The 16,324-nt window shown below is 72.2% G+C and carries 18 protein-coding genes; 11 read left to right on the forward strand and 7 right to left on the reverse strand.

All coding sequences use genetic code 11. The features are described 5' to 3' along the window. Positions 1–121 precede the first annotated feature (121 nt). Positions 122–526 (reverse strand): SHOCT domain-containing protein, encoded by a 405-nt coding sequence (locus tag D6270_RS30480; RefSeq protein WP_109162494.1) that lies wholly within the window; start codon positions 524–526, stop codon positions 122–124. Between the two features lie 286 nt (positions 527–812). Between D6270_RS30480 and D6270_RS30485 the strand changes: the two genes are divergently transcribed. The 9 genes from D6270_RS30485 to D6270_RS30525 are packed head-to-tail and all read left to right on the forward strand — an operon-like array spanning position 813 to position 9,094. After that, a complete protein-coding gene (locus tag D6270_RS30485; RefSeq protein WP_109162493.1) occupies positions 813–1,775 on the forward strand; it encodes an urea transporter in 963 nt (320 codons plus the stop codon). Positions 1,776–1,826: 51 nt separating this feature from the next. Then, positions 1,827–2,132 carry an urease subunit gamma gene (locus D6270_RS30490; protein ID WP_109162492.1) on the forward strand — a complete coding sequence of 102 codons (306 nt, stop codon included), beginning with the start codon at positions 1,827–1,829 and terminating at the stop codon, positions 2,130–2,132. Positions 2,133–2,135: 3 nt separating this feature from the next. Beyond that, on the forward strand, positions 2,136–3,038 hold the full coding sequence (locus D6270_RS30495; RefSeq protein ID WP_109162491.1) for a sirohydrochlorin chelatase family protein: 903 nt from the start codon (positions 2,136–2,138) through the stop codon (positions 3,036–3,038). Continuing rightward, positions 3,035–3,568: an urease subunit beta gene (locus tag D6270_RS30500; RefSeq protein WP_109162490.1), complete on the forward strand. Its 534-nt coding sequence runs from the start codon at positions 3,035–3,037 to the stop codon at positions 3,566–3,568. The genes D6270_RS30495 and D6270_RS30500 overlap by 4 nt, the downstream gene beginning before the upstream one ends. Then, positions 3,568–5,292 (forward strand): urease subunit alpha, encoded by a 1,725-nt coding sequence (gene ureC / locus D6270_RS30505; protein WP_109162489.1) that lies wholly within the window; start codon positions 3,568–3,570, stop codon positions 5,290–5,292. Before D6270_RS30500 ends, ureC begins: the two co-directional genes overlap by 1 nt. Positions 5,293–5,295: 3 nt before the next feature. Next, a complete protein-coding gene (locus D6270_RS30510) occupies positions 5,296–6,060 on the forward strand; it encodes an urease accessory protein UreF (protein WP_109162488.1) in 765 nt (254 codons plus the stop codon). 41 nt (positions 6,061–6,101) lie between these two features. After that, a complete protein-coding gene (gene ureG, locus D6270_RS30515; RefSeq protein ID WP_109162487.1) occupies positions 6,102–6,722 on the forward strand; it encodes an urease accessory protein UreG in 621 nt (206 codons plus the stop codon). 1 nt (position 6,723) lies between these two features. Next, positions 6,724–7,683, forward strand: coding sequence for an urease accessory protein UreD (locus D6270_RS30520; protein ID WP_109162486.1), 960 nt, complete (start codon positions 6,724–6,726; stop codon positions 7,681–7,683). Between the two features lie 55 nt (positions 7,684–7,738). After that, positions 7,739–9,094, forward strand: coding sequence for an ammonium transporter (locus D6270_RS30525; protein WP_109162485.1), 1,356 nt, complete (start codon positions 7,739–7,741; stop codon positions 9,092–9,094). Between the two features lie 60 nt (positions 9,095–9,154). Here D6270_RS30525 and D6270_RS30530 read toward each other — a convergent pair whose 3' ends face one another. The 5 genes from D6270_RS30530 to D6270_RS30550 all read right to left on the reverse strand — a co-directional run bounded on the left by D6270_RS30530 (position 9,155) and on the right by D6270_RS30550 (position 13,436). Next, positions 9,155–9,670, reverse strand: coding sequence for a nucleotide triphosphate diphosphatase NUDT15 (locus tag D6270_RS30530; protein ID WP_109162484.1), 516 nt, complete (start codon positions 9,668–9,670; stop codon positions 9,155–9,157). Between the two features lie 84 nt (positions 9,671–9,754). Continuing rightward, positions 9,755–10,654 carry a hypothetical protein gene (locus D6270_RS30535; RefSeq protein ID WP_109162483.1) on the reverse strand — a complete coding sequence of 300 codons (900 nt, stop codon included), beginning with the start codon at positions 10,652–10,654 and terminating at the stop codon, positions 9,755–9,757. Beyond that, on the reverse strand, positions 10,651–11,664 hold the full coding sequence (locus D6270_RS30540) for an SPFH domain-containing protein (RefSeq protein ID WP_109162482.1): 1,014 nt from the start codon (positions 11,662–11,664) through the stop codon (positions 10,651–10,653). Before D6270_RS30540 ends, D6270_RS30535 begins: the two co-directional genes overlap by 4 nt. 76 nt (positions 11,665–11,740) lie before the next feature. Then, positions 11,741–12,541: an SDR family oxidoreductase gene (locus tag D6270_RS30545; RefSeq protein WP_109162481.1), complete on the reverse strand. Its 801-nt coding sequence runs from the start codon at positions 12,539–12,541 to the stop codon at positions 11,741–11,743. A gap of 265 nt (positions 12,542–12,806) precedes the next feature. Next, positions 12,807–13,436, reverse strand: a complete 630-nt coding sequence (locus D6270_RS30550) for a TetR/AcrR family transcriptional regulator (protein WP_109162480.1) — start codon at positions 13,434–13,436, stop codon at positions 12,807–12,809. Positions 13,437–13,595: 159 nt separating this feature from the next. Between D6270_RS30550 and D6270_RS30555 the strand changes: the two genes are divergently transcribed. After that, on the forward strand, positions 13,596–14,534 hold the full coding sequence (locus tag D6270_RS30555) for a phosphatase PAP2 family protein (RefSeq protein ID WP_109162479.1): 939 nt from the start codon (positions 13,596–13,598) through the stop codon (positions 14,532–14,534). Further along, positions 14,531–15,508, forward strand: coding sequence for a DMT family protein (locus D6270_RS30560; protein WP_109162478.1), 978 nt, complete (start codon positions 14,531–14,533; stop codon positions 15,506–15,508). The genes D6270_RS30555 and D6270_RS30560 overlap by 4 nt, the downstream gene beginning before the upstream one ends. Before the next feature lie 215 nt (positions 15,509–15,723). Here D6270_RS30560 and D6270_RS30565 read toward each other — a convergent pair whose 3' ends face one another. Continuing rightward, the gene (locus tag D6270_RS30565; RefSeq protein ID WP_109162477.1) at positions 15,724–16,254 is read right to left on the reverse strand and encodes a PadR family transcriptional regulator; all 531 of its coding nucleotides are present in this window, start codon (positions 16,252–16,254) and stop codon (positions 15,724–15,726) included. Between the last annotated feature and the right edge of the window lie 70 nt (positions 16,255–16,324).

Consider the following 16,324-nt stretch of genomic DNA (forward strand, 5'->3'; position numbering starts at 1 on the left):
TGCGCCATTCGGCGTGAGTCCATCCACGGCGGGGAACGCCGAGGCGGGATTGCGGCCATTCGCGGTATGAGGGACTACTCAAGCCGGAGGGCCGTCCGGCCCTCCGGCCCGACCATGCCTGTCAGGCCAGCAGCTTCGCCTTGGCCCGCTCGTACTCGTCGTCGTTGAGCGCGCCCTTGTCCTTGAGCTCCGCCAGTTTCGCCAGGTCGCTCACGTGGTCGCTCCCGCCGGGGCCGCCCGGGGTTCCCGCGGCCTCTCTCACGTACTGCCGGAAGGCCGCCTCCGACTCCTTGACCGCCTTGGCGTCGCGTTCGTGCATGCTGCGGCCCCGCACGATCAGGTAGACCAGCACGCCCAGGTACGGCAGCAGAATGACGAAGATCAGCCAGCCCGCCTTGGCCCAGCCGTTCAGGGTGTGGTCGCGGAACAGGTCCGTCACCACCTTGAACAGCAGGAAGAACCACATGACCCAGAGGAACAGGTACAGCATGGTCAGGAAGAGGTTCAGGAGCGGGTAATCGTCCATGGGGCCAACTCCGTTCGCGCGGATGGTCCCTCATTCATACGCCTGGTCACTTTTGACCGCATCTGCACCGATGTCTATGTCTGTGCCTCTGCCTGCGCCCGTATCCGCACCCACGTCCGCGCCTGGAGCGGCAGCCGCATCAGCAGCCCGGCACCGTACGGCGTAGTCCAACGTCGCGTGAGTGGCGAACCCGGAGTCTCCTGGGTGGGACATCTTCTGAGCGCAGACCCACGCCGGAGGGACGGGCCCGATCGCCCTTCCCACTCCTCGAACGCCGGAGCTGTTCGTGCCCGTCGCTGAACCGGACATCATCGGAAAACTGCAGAGACGCGAGCCTTTCGGCTTCCTTCTGGCCTCGGTGCGCGGGGTGGGGCAGGTGGACCTCCAGCCCCTCGTCTGGACCGGCCTCCTCATCCTCGCCGGACTGTGGAGCGCCGGCTGGGAGATCGGCCTCTTCGCGACCCTGGGCACCCTGGTCTCCACGGCCACCGCCTACGCCCTGGGTGTGGACCGGTCCAGCATCGCCCTCGGCCTCCAGGGCTACAGCGGGTGCCTCACCGGCATCGCGCTGGTCATCTCGCTGGGGCACCACCCCGCCACGTACGTTCTCGCCGTCGTCGGCGCGATCATCTGTACGCTGCTCACCGCGTCGCTGACCACGCTGCTCAGCCCGTTCGGGCTGACCGCGCTCACCGCGCCCTTCTGCCTGGTCTCGGGTGTCATGGTGCTCGGGGCGCCCTCCTTCAGCCGGATCTGGAACGACGCTCCCAAGCCCGTCCCGTCGCCCACGTCCGGGGACACCGCCATCTCCTGGGACGACCTCTGGCACGCCTTCTTCACCAACGTGTCGCAGGTCTTCCTGGTGGACGAGTGGTACGTCGGGCTCCTCATGCTCGCCGGGCTGGCCTGCGCCGGGGTGCGGGTGCTCCTGTTCGCGGCGGCCGGCAGCGTCATGGGCATCGTGGCCGGCTGGGCCCTCGGTGCCCCGACCGAGCTGATCAGGAACGGCATCTACGGATACAACGCCGTCCTGGTCGCCATCGCCCTGGGGGCCGTCCTCCTCAGCGGCACGGTCGCCAACGGCGCCTACGCGCTCTTCGGAGCCGCCGCCAGCACGGGCCTCACCGCGTCGCTGACGTCCTTCTTCAAGTCTTTCGGCGGCCACACCTTCACCTGGCCGTTCATCCTCACGACCTGGGCACTCATGGCCGCCGTCCCCTTGCTGCCACGCCTCCGCCGGAGCGACTGACCTGCCCCGTCCCCGCCCCCACGGCACGACATCCTCAGGAAGGTACCGACGATGAACCTCGCCCCCCGCGAGATCGACAAGCTGCTGGTGTACGTGGTCGCCGACCTGGCCCGCAAGCGCCAGGGCCGTGGCCTCAAGCTCAACTACAGCGAGGCCGTCGCGCTGATCACCGAGGCGATCCTCGAAGCGGCCCGGGACGGCAGGAGCGTCGCGGACTGCATGGAGCTGGGCCGTCAGATCCTCTCCGAGGACGACACCATGCCGGGCGTACGGGAGATGCTCGGCCTGCTCCAGGTCGAGGCGTCGTTCATGGACGGCACCAAGCTGGTCTCCTGCCACGACCCCATCGGCGGCTGAGCCGTGGCCGACCGCTGCCGCCCGGTCGCCGTGTGCGGCCACGAAGCCGGTTACGGCGAAGCCCTGCGCGATCTCGTCGGCCCCGACGTGCTCGTCGTCACGGGCGGGCGCGAACTGATCCGCGCCCTGGCCCGTCTGCGGCGCTCGGGAGAACAGGCCTGTGTCGTCCCGATGACCCTGGGCCGGGACCCGGAACTCGTCGCGGACACCGCACGCACGCTCCGGGCGCTCCCTCCCGTACAGACCGTCGGGACCCTGCTCGCCGAACCGTTCGGCACCGACCGCCATCTGACCGCCTGGCTGAGGGCGGCGGCGAACCGGGTGCCGGCGATGTCGGCCCTGCTCGTCACCGCTCCGGCCGGAGGGCTGTTCGAGGACGCCGAGCTGTACCGGATCGCGCGACTCGTACGGGGACACGGCGCGCATCGGCTCGTCGAGGTGGCGTTCACCGGCGGTGACCCGGACCCGGCCGAGGGGGTGCGGCGCTGCGGGCTCCTCGGCGCGACGGAGGTGACGCTGCTGACCGCCGGGTTCGCCCCGGCCGTGGTGCCCGGCGTGCCGGGCACCACGGTGGCCTCCGCCGGCCCGACGGTCTCCCGGGCCGCACTGGCCCGGGTCCTGGCGGAGCGGGTGGCCGACGCCCGGCGGCGGTGGAGTGATCACCACGACGACGGGATCGCGGGCGGCCTCACCGCCGCCGACGACCACGGCCACCATCACACCCACCCGCCCGGCGAGGGACACGGCCATCACCACGGCCACCCGACGGGCGACGACCACGGCCACCACCACGCCCACGCGCCGGGCGAGGGGCATGAACACATCCAGCTCCCGGGCGTGGACCCCCACGACCACGGGCGCCCACACGTCCACAGCGCGGGACACGTCATCAGGAGCACCGCATGACTTTCCGTCAGAAGTACCTGTACGGCGAGGAGCCGATCGAGATCAACGCCGGTCGCCGGACCGTCCGGCTCACGGTCGAGAACACCGGTGACCGGGCGATCCAGATCGGATCGCACTACCACTTCTTCGAGGTCAACTCCGCGCTGTCGTTCGACCGGCAGCGGGCGCTCGGCATGCACCTCAACATCCCGGCGGGCACCTCCGTACGGGTCGAACCCGGCGGCACACGCGAGGTGGAGCTGTGCGAGTACGCCGGGACCGGGCGGCTCGTCGGCTTCAGCGGCCTGCTCAACGGCAGCCTCGTCTCCCACCCGGCCAAGGTCGAGGCGGTCCGCAAGGCGATCGAGCGGGGCTTCGCCGGTGCGCAGAACAGCACGCAGGACCAGAAGACCCCCGAGCCGGAGAAGCCCGACGAGAAGGAGCCCGAGCCGAGGAAGCCCGACCGGAAGAAGTCCGAGCCGAAGAAGCCCGACCAGAAGCGTTCCCAGCAGAAGAAGCCGAAGAGTTCCCAGAAGAAGGGGTCGCGCTGATGCCCATCCTGCCGCGCAAGCAGTACACCGACATGTTCGGTCCGACCGTCGGCGACCGCTTCCACCTGGGTGACACCAATCTCGTCGTCGAGGTCGAGAAGGACTACAGCGAGGGGCAGTACGGGGACGAGGTCCTCTACGGCGGCGGCAAGACCATGCGCGACGGCATGGCGGCGGATCCGCAGGCCACCAGCGCGCAGGGGGCACTCGACACCGTGATCACCAATGTGGTGGTCATCGACCCCGTCGTCGGCGTCGTGAAGTGCGACATCGGCATCAAGGACGGCTTCATCGTCGGCATCGGCAAGTCCGGCAACCCGCAGACCCAGGACCGGGTCGACGCGGGCCTCATCATCGGCCCCGGCACCGAGGCCATCGCGGGCGAGCATCTGGTCGCCACGGCGGGCGCCATCGACACCCACGTCCACCTCATCGCCCCGCAACAGGCCGAACAGGCCCTCACCAACGGCATCACCACCCTCATCGGCGGCGGCACCGGCCCGTCGGACGGCTCGAACGGGACCACCTGCACCCCGGGCCCGTACAACATCTCCCGGCTCCTCCAGGCCGCGGAGAGCGTCCCGGTCAACCTCGGCATCATGGGCAAGGGCAACGGGAGTCTGCCGGAGGCGCTGAACGAACAGGTCGTCGCCGGTGCCTGTGCCCTCAAGGTCCACGAGGACTGGGGGGCCACCCCCGCCGTGATCGACAACGCGCTGAACGTCGCGGACGAGCACGACGTGCAGGTGGCCATCCACACCGACAGCCTCAACGAGAGCGGGTTCTTCGAGGACACCCGCTCCGCGATCGACGGCCGCACCATCCACACCTTCCACAGCGAGGGCGCGGGCGGTGGACACGCGCCCGACATCCTCCGGGTGGCGGGCGAGCCGAACATCCTGCCGTCCTCGACCAATCCGACCCTCCCGTACACCAAGAACTCGGTGGACGAGCTGCTGGACATGGTCATGGTCTGCCACCACCTCAGCCACGACATCCCCGAGGACGTCTCCTTCGCCGACAGCCGCGTCCGCGCCGAGACCATCGCGGCCGAGACCGTGCTCCACGACCTCGGCGTGATCAGCATGTTCTCCTCCGACTCCCAGGCCATGGGACGCGTCGGGGAGTCGTTCACCCGCGCCTTCCAGACCGCCCACCACTGCAAGGACAAGCTCGGTGTGCTGGAGGGCGACTCGGCGCGCAACGACAACCAGCGGGTGCTGCGCTACCTCGCCAAGGTGACCATCAACCCCGCCGTCGCGACCGGCATCGCCGACCACGTGGGGTCGATCGAGAAGGGCAAGATCGCCGACATCGTGCTCTGGCCCATCCACTCCTTCGGCGCCAAGCCCAAGATGGTCATCAAGGGCGGCATCATCTCCTGGGCGCAGATGGGCGATCCCAACGCCTCGCTCCCCACCCCGCAACCGGTGATCTACCGCCCCATGTTCGGGCAGTACGGCAAGGCGCAGCAGGCCACACACGTCACGTTCATGTCGCAGGCGGGCATCGCGGCGGGGGTTCCGGCCGCACTCGGCCTGGAACGCAAGGTCCTGCCCGTCCGCGGCACCCGGACCATCGGCAAGCACAACATGGTCCGCAACGACGCGCTGCCGGACATCAAGGTCGACCCGGAGACCTTCAAGGTCACCCTCGACGGCAAGGTCGCCACCATCGACCCGGCCGAGGAACTCCCTCTCAACCACCTGTACTTCCTGGTCTAGGCGATGTACCAGGAAGAGCGGGACACCGCAGGACCCGGCGTGCGGGCATCCGGTCCCGACGTGCGCGCCGGGGCGATCGAGACGCCGCTGGCACACCTGCTGGTCGGCCTCCAGCTGACCGACTCGGCCTTCCCGAGCGGCTTCTACACCCTCTCCCACAGCCTGGAGGGGTTCGCCCAGGCGCGGGCGGTGGACCCCGAGACCCTGCCCGCCCTGCTGGAGTCGCTGCTGCTCCACGGGGTCGGCCCCGCCGACGCCACCGCGCTGGCGCTCGCCCACCGCGCCACCCGGGAGGGACGGCCGGAGGACGTGGCCGCGGTGGACGAGCACCTCTTCGCCACCAAGCTGGGGCAGGAGATGCGCCGGGCCGCCACCCGGACCGGCAGACAGCTTCTCGACCTCGCCGCCGAGGTCTACGGCCGGCCGGAGATCGAGGCGTACTTCGGCCGGGTGGTACGCCGTGAGGTGCCCGGCACCCAGGCCGTGGCCGCCGGGGTCGTCTACGCCGCGACGGGGGTGCCGGTCCGCCAGGCCGTCGCCTGCGACCTGTTCGCCTTCTGCGCGAGCTTCGCGGGGGCGGCCCTGCGGCTGCGGCTGACCGACCACCGCCGGGCCCAGACCATGCTCCACGCGGCGGCGCCCGTCATCGAAAGGACCGTCGAGGCCGCGCTGCGGCGCGAACTCGCCGACGTCGGTGCCACCGCCTACGCCTCCGACATCATGTCGGGCCGTCACGAACGGGCCGAGGCCCGGCTCTTCGCCAGCTGATCCGCTCCACCACCCCGACCACCCGCGAGCCAGGGAGCACCATGGACGACAACGTACTGCGCATCGGTATCGGCGGACCCGTCGGATCCGGCAAGACCGCGCTCATCGAGGCGCTGGTGCCGCTGATGATCGCGGAGGGCCGCCGCCCCTGCGTCATCACGAACGACATCTACACCCAGGAGGACGCCCAGCACGTGCGGCGCACCCTGGCCGGGGTCCTGGAACCGGAGCGGATCGTGGGCGTCGAGACCGGTGCGTGCCCGCACACCGCCGTCCGCGACGACCCGACGATGAACCTCGCGGCCGGCGCCGAACTGCTGGAGCGTTTCCCCGACACCGACACGCTCTTCTACGAGTCCGGCGGCGACAACCTCACCCTGACGTTCAGCCCGGCCCTCGCCGACGTCTTCGTCTTCGTGCTGGACACCGCGGAGGGCGAGAAGATGCCGCGCAAGCGGGGCCCGGGCATCACCGACTCGGATCTGCTCGTCATCAACAAGACGGACATCGCGCAGTACGTCCGTACCGACCTCGGTGTCATGGAGTCCGACGCCCACCGGGTCCGGGAGGGCCGCCCGGTGCTCCTGACCGACTGTCTGACGGGCAAGGGCGTGGCCGATGTGGCGGGCTTCCTCGAATCCCGCCGCAAGGTGCTGATCTGACATGACGGCCCTGCCGACGGCGAACGGGCCGGACCGGCTCGACGAGCGGTACTACGGCATCGACCGGCTGCCTCCCGAGGTGGCGGCCCTGAGTTCCGCGCCGGACACGCTCGCCCCCGGCTCCCCGGCCAAGGTCGGCATCCTCGACCTCGGCTTCGCGGTCCGGGGCGGGCGCACCGAACTGGTCCGGCGGTACCAGAAGTCGCCACTCCAGATCATCCGCCCGCTCTGGACCGACCCCGCCATGCCCGCCATGACCTACGTCTGCCTGATGGCCACCGGGGGCGGGGTGGCGCAGGCCGACCGCTACCGGATGGACTTCCGGTGCGGCCCCGGCACCCAGGTGCACCTGACGACCCAGGCCGCGACCAAGGTCTTCCGGATGGAACACGACTACGCCGCCCAGCGGGTCCACCTGACGGCCGACGAGGGCTCCTACGTGGAGTACCTGCCGGACCCCCTGATCCCGTTCGCGGGATCGCGCTTCTACCAGCGCACCGAGGTCACCGTGGCGCCCGGCGCCACCGTCGTGCTGGGCGACACCGTGACCGCGGGGCGGCTCGCGCGGGGCGAGCGGCACGCCTACCGGGTGCTCGCCGCCGATCTCCGCATCAGCCGGCCCGACGGCACGCTCCTGGCCGTGGACACCCAGCGGCTACGCCCGGACACGGACCGGGCCGGGGTCCTCGGCCCGGCCGTGTTCGCCGGGCACGACCACGTCAGCTCGCTCTACGCCGTCACCGACCGGGCCCCGGCCACCGAGGTCGCCGATGCCCTGCACGAGGCGGTGGCCGGCCACGGAGTCACGTACGGCGTGAGTGTGCTGCCCCGGGAGTGCGGCGCCTGGCTGCGGCTCCTGGACGACAGTTCCGTCCGGGTCGTCGCCGCGCAGACGGCGGCCTGGTCCGCCGTGCACCGGCTCCTCACCGGCTGCCCGGCCCCGCCGGTGCGCAAGCCGTAGCGCGCGCCGTCATCCGCCCCCGCTCCGTCGAGACCTTCAGCGAGGTACCCCGCCGATGATCACCGCACCCGCACCGATGCCACCCGCGTACGACTCCGGCGACACGGCCTGGCTGCTCGCCGCCACGGCCATGGTGCTGCTGATGACGCCGGCACTGGCGTTCTTCTACGGCGGCATGGTGCGCACCAAGCACGTCCTGATGATGATCAAGATGAGCTTCGCCGCGCTGGCCTTCGGGACGCTGGTGTGGTGGGCCGTCGGCTACACCCTGGCCTTCGGACCCGATGTCGGGGGAGCGGGGCTCATCGGCAACCTCGACCACGCCTTCATGAACGGCATCGGGCTCACCACGCTGACCGGCTCCATCCCCACCTACGTCTACGCCACGTTCCAGATGGGGTTCGCGATCATCACCGTGGCCCTGATCAGCGGTTCGATCGCCGACCGCGCCACGATGAAGGGCTGGCTGGTCTTCGTCTTCCTGTGGCTGCTGATCGTCTATGTGCCGCTCGCCCACTGGGTGTTCGACGAGGACGGCTGGATCGTCAAGCATCTGGGCGCGCTGGACTTCGCCGGCGGGCTGCCGGTGGAACTCAACTCCGGGGTCGCCGGTCTGGCCGTGGCCCTGGTGCTGCGGGCGCCCCGCGACTTCGCGCGCCGCGAGGACCGGCCCAACAACATCCCGCTGGTCGTCATCGGTGCGGGGCTCCTCTGGTTCGGCTGGTTCGGGTTCAACTCGGGCTCCGCACTGACCGACCAGGGGACCGCCGCAGCTGCCTTCCTCAACACGCAGCTGGGCGCCGCGGGCGCCATGGTGACCTGGCCGCTGGTCGAGAAGTGGCGCACCGGGAGCATCAGCACGATGGGCGTCGTCTCGTCCGCCGTAGCGGGCATGGTGGCCATCACGCCTGCCTGCGGTGAGATCAACACCCTGGGCGCGGTCGTCACCGGCCTGGTCGTGGGCGCGGTGAGCGCCTTCGCGGTCACCCTCAAGTACCGCTTCGGCATCGACGACACCCTCGATGTGGTCGGTGTGCACGGTGTGGGCGGCTTGATCGGGCTGATCATGGTCGGCCTGTTCGCGACCGCGCGGATCAGCGGCCAGAAGGGGCTTCTCGAGGGCGGTGGCTGGGCTCTGCTCGGCAAACAGCTCGTGGCGATCGTCGCCGTGATGGCGTTCTCGTTCGTCCTGACGTGGCTCATCGCCAAGGCCGTCGACCTGACCGTCGGATTCCGGGCCTCCGAACAGTACGACAAGGTGCCCGGCCGGGAGGCGGAGCGCGCCTACGACTTCCTGACCACCGAACGGCTCCACGACCTCGTTTCCGGCAAGGCCGGAGCCGCCGCGAGCGACAAGGAGATCGTCCAGCAGATCACCAGGCTGCTGCGGGACCGGGAGGCATCGCGCTGACCGGGCCGCCGACGATGAAGCCCATCGGCCCGGTGGGCTCTTCACAGGCTCCGCGGCCCCTCACCGCCCCGAGGGCTCCTCGGCGCCGGTGATCCGCAGCAGGTGCGCGGGCGGGTGGGTGAGGCCGAGGTCCGGGCGCCAAGCCGCCAGGATCTGAGCCGACGGGTCGAACAGCGGTGCGGGCAGCTCCTCGGGGGCGGTCCACCGCCAGGCGCTGATCAGGTGTGGCTCGGTGACCTCGGGCAGCCCGGAGTTCAGGCGTACGAGAGCGCCCATGCTGATCCGGTTGATCCCGCCGATCACGTCGTGGAGCATCGCGAAGACGTCCACCGCGCCCTCGTCCACGGTGAGACCGGTCTCCTCGCGCAGCTCACGCGCGGCGGCCGCCGCGACCGACTCGTGCGTCGGGTCGACCTTGCCGCCGGGCAGCTCCCAGGTACCGCTGTGGTGGCGCCCCAGCAGCACGCGTCCCCGGCCGTCCTCGACGATCACGCCGACCCCGAGGGCCGCCTGTGCCGTGGGCGGACGCGTGTTGCGGGCGGGGCCGGTGAGGGAATCGGGGGTCTCGGTGGGCATGGTGCTGGATCTCCGCTCTCCGGGGGGCTTCTACGGGGCCGTCGGGTACGGAACACCGTAACGACATCCAGGCCCCGGCCCCGCTCAGACCACCAGCCGCAGCGCGGTCGCCGAGATGCCCAGCCGTACGCTCTGACCCCAGGTCAGCTCCAGCGCGTCCGACTCCATCCCGTCCCCGAAGACCACGATCCGGTCCGACTCCACGGTCAGCCGCAGCCCCTGACGCGGGCCCAGTTCGCCGGAGACCAGCGAGGTGCCGGTGGCGGGTGAGGGCCAGGCCTCGCGGACGAACCAGAGGAGCCGGGGGTCGCTCGGCGCGGGCAGCGGGGTGGTGCTGCCGCGCTCCAGCCAGAGCGAGCGCAGCCAGCCGGTGGCACCGGTGCCCGTGCCGACCAGGACCCCGGAGGAGGCCTGCGCCTCGCCGGGGGCCGGATCGCCGTCGGGGCCCAGGCGGTAGCGGGCCGTCTGGTGGCCGGGCGGGCCCAGGTAGATCTCGTTGAGCGCGAGCAGCCGCTGCGTGTCGTCGGCGACCGCCTCGACCATGGTCAGCGCGTCGACGGCGGACCCGGCGGCCGTCGCCGCGCGGAGCAGGGCCGCCGCGTCGGCGCAGCGGTGGCGGACCAGGACACCGGGGTTGCGCCCGGGGTCGGTGTCGATGCCCACCACCGGCTGCCCGGACAGGTACTTTGCGGCGTTGGCGACCAGCCCGTCCTGGCCCACCACGACCACCACGTCCTCGGGGGCGAACAGGAACCGGTCCAGATCCGCCCGCTCCACCCGGGTGGAGCGCCAGGTCAGCGGCACGGCCGCCGCCACGTCCCGCAGGGCCTGCCGCGTACGTTCATGGCGCCGGGCCACCTCGTCGATCGCGCGGCCCCGGCTGGACAGGAAGAACGCGGCCTGCCCGTGTGTGCCGTGCCGGGCGAGCAGCTCCTCGTACTCCGTCCTGCGGTGGACGAGCACCGCCCGCGGCGCCAGGCTCACGCTCCCGCACCGCCCTCCGCGCGGCCGAGCTTGGCGAGGAGCCCGGTGAGGATGTCGGGGGAGAGGGTGAGGCTCTCGATGCGCGGCACGTTCTCCGCGAGCCGGGTCGCCGCCAGGGCGTGCAGCGTGGCCGGGTCGACCTCGCCGTGCACCCGCAGCCAGGCGGCCTGGGCCTCGGCGCGCGCCGAACCCGTCTCGCGTGCCGCCTCGGCGTCCGCCCGGGCCAGCCGCACCTTGCGGGACGCCTCGGCCTCCGTCCGTACGCCGTCGGCCGCGGCCTTCTCCTCCGCCTCCCGGCGCGCGTTGGTGCCGCGCTGGTCGACCAGCTGTTCTTCGCGCCGGGCCAGTTCGATCTGGCTCGCCAGCTCGTTCTCGGCGATGGCGCGCTCGCGCTCCACGGCCACCGCCCGCCGCTCGTAGGTGGCCCGGTCCGCCTCCTGCTGGATCTGCTCACGTGCCGGGGTGCGCAGGGCGCGCTCCACCTCGGCCTCGGGGCGGATCGCGACGACCCGCACGGCGACCACGTCGATGCCGGTGGCGGGCAGTCGCGGCTCGGCGGCGAGGCCGGTGGCGACCCGTTCCCGTACCGAGGCGACCCCGTCCACCAGGGCCTGCGCGAGCGGGGTACGGGCCAGGACGTCCAGCGTGTGCTGCTGCGCGGTCTCGGTGAGCAGGGTGGCGATCTGCTCCAGGGGCGCACTGCGCCAGCTCCCGGTGTCCGGGTCCACGGAGAAGTCCAGCCGGTCGGCCGCCAGGGCCGGGTCGCTGACCCGGTAGGTGACGGTGGCCTGCACGGTGACGTCCTGGAAGTCCGCCGTACGGGCGTGGAACGCCATGGCCAGCTCCCGGTCGTCGACCGGCACCTCGGAGAGCGCCGCCGACAGCGACCGGTACCAGAAGCTGAGGCCACGCCCGTCGTGGGCGAGCTCGCCGCGCTTGTGGTGGCGGATGTGGGCGGTGGGCGCGGAGCGCAGATGGCGCCAGCCGAAGCGGCGGGTGATGTCGGCCATGGGGTCCCCTAGGGCTCGTACGCGGACTCGTACGTGATCTCGTCACTGCGACGATTAAGGGTGATGGCCTATATGGTCAAGGTGACGAGAAGGGGGCTGGGCCGGTGTTCCTGCGGGCCAGGTCCCTGGCCGGGATCTCGCCACCGCCGTGCACGGCCAGGTCGGCCCCGTTGACGTACGAGGAATGCGGCCCGGCGAGCCAGAGGCAGGCGTGCGCCACGTCCGCCGGAACCGCCAGCCGCCGCATCGGGACGATGCCCGCCACCGTGGCGCCCGAGTCCTCGCCGTAGAGCTCGGCGGCGCTCGCGGTGCGGATGAGCCCCGCGGTGATGTGGTTCACCCGGACCTTCGGCGCCCACTCCAGGGCCAGGGCCCGGGTGAGGCCGAGCAGTCCCGCCTTCGCCGCCGAGTAGGCGGCGGTGCCCGGCTGCGGGTCATGGGCCGAGACGCTGCCGATGTTGATCACGCAGCCGCCCTCGGGCTGTTCCCGCATGGCCAGGTTGGCGGCCTGGGCCACGTAGAAGGGGGCGAGGAGATTGAGGGCGACGACCTTCTCGACGAAGCGGGGGGAGACGGTGGCCGCGTCGGCGTCGGGGGAGCCGCCGGCGTTGTTGACGAGGATGTCGAGTCGGCCGAACTCTTCGGCTGTGGCGGCCACCAGTCGGGCTGCCGCCGCCGGGTCCCGGACGTCCGTGGGGTGGAAGGCGGCGTGCCGGCCGCCGGAGGACGGCAGTGCGGCAGGGGTGGTGCGGGCGCAGACCATGACCTCCGCGCCCGCCGCGAGGAAGGCCTCCGCGATCACGGCACCGATGCCCTGGGTGCCGCCGGTGACGATCGCCACCCGCCCGTTGAAGTCGATCGGATTGCCCAGCTCCATGGTCCGCCTCCCGCGTGCGTGGACGCGGAATCTACCAATCGCTTGTCATGGGTGACAGCGGGCCGGCGACTGCCCGGAAACACGGGCGGCCGGTGAGCTCCGAAGAGTTCACCGGCCGGCCGGGCGTTGCGCCGCCCCCGTCCCCACGGTGCGGCGCCGGGTGGACCGCCCCCATCCGCTGGGACGGACGGTCCACGTCTGTCAGGACCCGGGCGTATCCGAGTCCGTGTCTCTCCGGTCCCGGGCGTACCCGAGTCCGTGTCTGTCAGGGCTCCGGCGTCCCCGCCGTGAGTCCGAGTCCGGGCAGGATCGCCTTCTCGACGAACCCGGTGAGGTATGCCGCGTCCGCGTACCGCCCCTCCAGCAGCGGCCGCGCACGCATCACGCCGAGCAGCTGGGCCGCCACGTACTCCGCGCCCGGCAGGTCCGCCGCGATCTCGCCGCGGGCCTGGGCCCGCCGGACCATCGCGTCGATCGCCGCGATCTCCGGCACGATCAGCGCCTCGCGCAGGGCGCACAGCAGCTCGGGGCTCTGGAGCGCCGCATGGCTGAGCGCGTGCATCAGCGGGGTGTCACGCTCCGAAGCCTCGCCGATCGCCCGGGCCGCCTCCAGGAGGTCCCCGGCCAGCGTCCCGGTGTCGATGTCCGGCAGTCGCATCCGCCGGGTGCCGTGCAGCGCGGCCACGACCAGCTCCGGCTTCGATCCCCACTGCCGGTACAGCGTCGACTTGCCGCACCGCGTGCGGGCGGCGACGCCCTCCATGGTCAGCGACTCGTAACCGCTCTCCCGCAGGAGGTCCAGCACCGCCGTGTAGAGCTCCTGCGCGCGCTCCGGCGTGATCTTCGACCGGCGGGAAGCGAGGGCTGACTCCTGTACGGAATCGGGCGACGGCATGGACGGTCCCTCCTGCGGCGGTGCGGCGAGGCTCTCGGTACGCCAGTGTACCGATACGTGCGTGTACCGATACGCCGACGTATCGGTACACTGGCGTATCGATTCGGCATGGGTTCGCCATGCCGTCCTGACACCGCTTCGCATCCAAGGGGGCACCGGGTGACGTACGCCCGCACCGAGCCCACGGACCAGGAGCCGGACATACGTGCCCGACCGCCCCTCGTCCGCGAGTTCCTTCTCGTGGCCGGACTCTTCCTGGCCTACAAGTTCGGCCGCCGGGCGGCCAACGGCCACGTCGAGGAGGCGTTCCGCAACGCCGGGCACGTCTGGGACCTCGAACGAGGGCTGCACCTCCCGGGCGAAGGTGTCGTCCAGGGTGTGCTGCTGCACAGCCGGACACTGATCCACGCCGCGAACACGTACTACGCCACCGTGCACTTCCCCGCCACGGTCCTCTTCCTGGTCTGGCTCTACTGGCGCCGCCCGCTCCACTACCTCTGGTCGCGGCGCGTCCTCGCGGTGCTCACCGGCTCCGCCCTCGCGCTCCACCTGCTCCTCCCGCTCGCCCCGCCCCGGATGCTCCCGGCCGCCGCGCTGGTCGACACCGGCCAGGTCTACGGGCCGACGGTGTACGGCGCCACGCCCGCGACCGACACGATGGCCAACCAGTTCGCCGCGATGCCCTCGCTGCACGTCGGCTGGGCCGTGATGGTGGCCGTCGGGCTGATCGTCGCCACCCGCTCCCGGTGGCGCTGGCTCTGGCTGCTGCACCCGGCGGTCACGCTGCTCGTCGTCGTGGGCACCGCCAACCACTACTGGCTGGACGCGATCGTGGTCGTGGCGTTGCTCGCGGTGGCGCTCGCCGCGCTCCGGTTGCCCCTCGCGGCCCGTGACGTACCGGCGCACCTGCCGTGGACGGCGGGCGCCGGTGTGGTGCGCGGAGAGGGTGCGCGCGTACCGGCCTACGCCGTCCCGGGCGCGGGTGCGACGGTGCGCTCGTACGCCCCCGCCCCCGGTGCCGGTGCGGGGACTGAGCCGTACGTCGTCGGGGACGCGCACCCCGCACGCACCCCCGCCGGGTCCGGAGCCGGCCGATGAACGCCACGCTGATCGCCGTCGCGCTCTCCCTCGTCTCCGCCGGTGCCTACGCGGCCGCCGCCGTCGCCCAGTCCCGGCTGGCCGGGCGCACCGAGCCCTCCACCGGTGTTCTGCGCCTGCTCGGCCGGGGCGCCTGGTGGTCGGCGGTCGGCCTCAACGCCGGGGGAGCGCTCCTCCATGTCGCCGCGCTCAACTACGGCCCGCTCACCCTCGTCCAGCCGCTCGGCGCGCTCACGCTCGTCGCCGCCGTACCGCTCGGCGCGCGCGCCGCCGGACGCCGGGTCGGGCGCACCGAGTGGCGGGGCACGGTCCTCACCCTGCTCGGCCTCGGCGCGCTGCTCCTGACGGCGGGCGGCTCCGCCCCGCACGAGACCCTCACCCTTCCCGAGGCCCTCGGCGTCGGCGCCGCCACCATGGCGGTCGTCGCCGGGCTCAGCCGGCCGGGCGCCCGGCCGGGGCTGCGGCACGCGGCGGCCTCCGGCATCACGTCGGGCGTCGCCTCCGCGCTGACCCAGACCCTGACGGTCGCCGTCACCGACCACTCCGGCGGCCCGCTGTTCAGCTGGCGGCTGCTGACGGTGGCGCTGCTCGTCTCCGCCTTCGCGATGGGCGGCCTGCTGCTGTCGCAGACCGCCTACCGGGGCGGCCTCGGCGCGCCGCTCGCCGTCGTCACCCTCGCCAACCCGGTGGCCGCCGCCGCGATCGGCCTGGCCCTCCTCGGCGAACGCCTCCAGAGCGGGCCCGTCAGCCTGGTCCTGGCGCTGCTCGGTACGGCCGCCGCCGTACGCGGGGTGATCCTGCTGAGCCGGGCCCAGGCGCGCCGCGCGGACCCGGGTGACGTGGTCGCGGCCGCTGAGCCGGTGGTGGGCCCGGTCCGTTCCCGGGTGGTCATCGGCAGCCCACGGCGTGTGGACGCCACAGAGCTCGGCGCGGAACCCTTCGCCGTACCGGCGGGCGGCCGCCCCCACCCGTGACGAGCGGCCCCGGCCACGGGCGGCCGTCGGCTCCGGGCCGTCACGCGCGGGCCGCTCCCCGCGACGGGCGGCCGTCGGCGGCGCCGTAACGCACGGCCTTCCGCCCCGCCCGTCACGCGCGGCTTTCGGCCCCATCCGAACGAACGGCCGCCTCCGGCTACGCGCAGCCCTCGGCTCCCGCCCGTAGCGCGACCCGGCGGCCCCACCCGCGACGCTCAGTCGTCCAGGTCACCGGTGGCGCGCGTCAGCCAGCTGATCCAGAACGTCTCCAGATCGATGCCGCCCCGCAGCACCAGATGGCGCAGCCGGTCCGCGTCGGCCTCGGGCGCCGGAGTGAAGTCCCGCTCCTCGATCGCGCGGTACTCCGCCAACTGCCGCTCGTGCAAAGCCAGATGGCGGCGCAGCTCCGCCCCCATCCCGTTCACCCCGACGACCGCCGCAGCCCGCATCCGCAGGAGCAGCGGATCGCGCACCGGGCGCGGGTCCTCGGGGGACGCCACCCAGGCCGCCAACTCCTCGCGGCCGGCGGGCAGCACCTCGTACTCCTTCTTCTGCCCCCGGGCCGGAGCCGTCGCGGGCAGCGCCCTGATCCGTCCCGCCTGCTCCAGTCTTCCCAGCTCGCGATAGATCTGCTGGTGCGTGGAGGACCAGAAGTAGCCGATCGACCGGTCGAACCTGCGGGTCAGCTCCAGACCGGAGGACGGCTTCTCCAGCAGGGCGGTGAGAATCGCGTGCGGCAGTGACATGACGTGCATCCTAAGGACGGGAGCGCACAGCGGGACGCGTACTCACAGCCAAGAACGGGCTCACAGCAGG

Origin of the sequence: Streptomyces griseus subsp. griseus (assembly GCF_003610995.1) — a bacterium.
Lineage (GTDB): Bacteria > Actinomycetota > Actinomycetes > Streptomycetales > Streptomycetaceae > Streptomyces.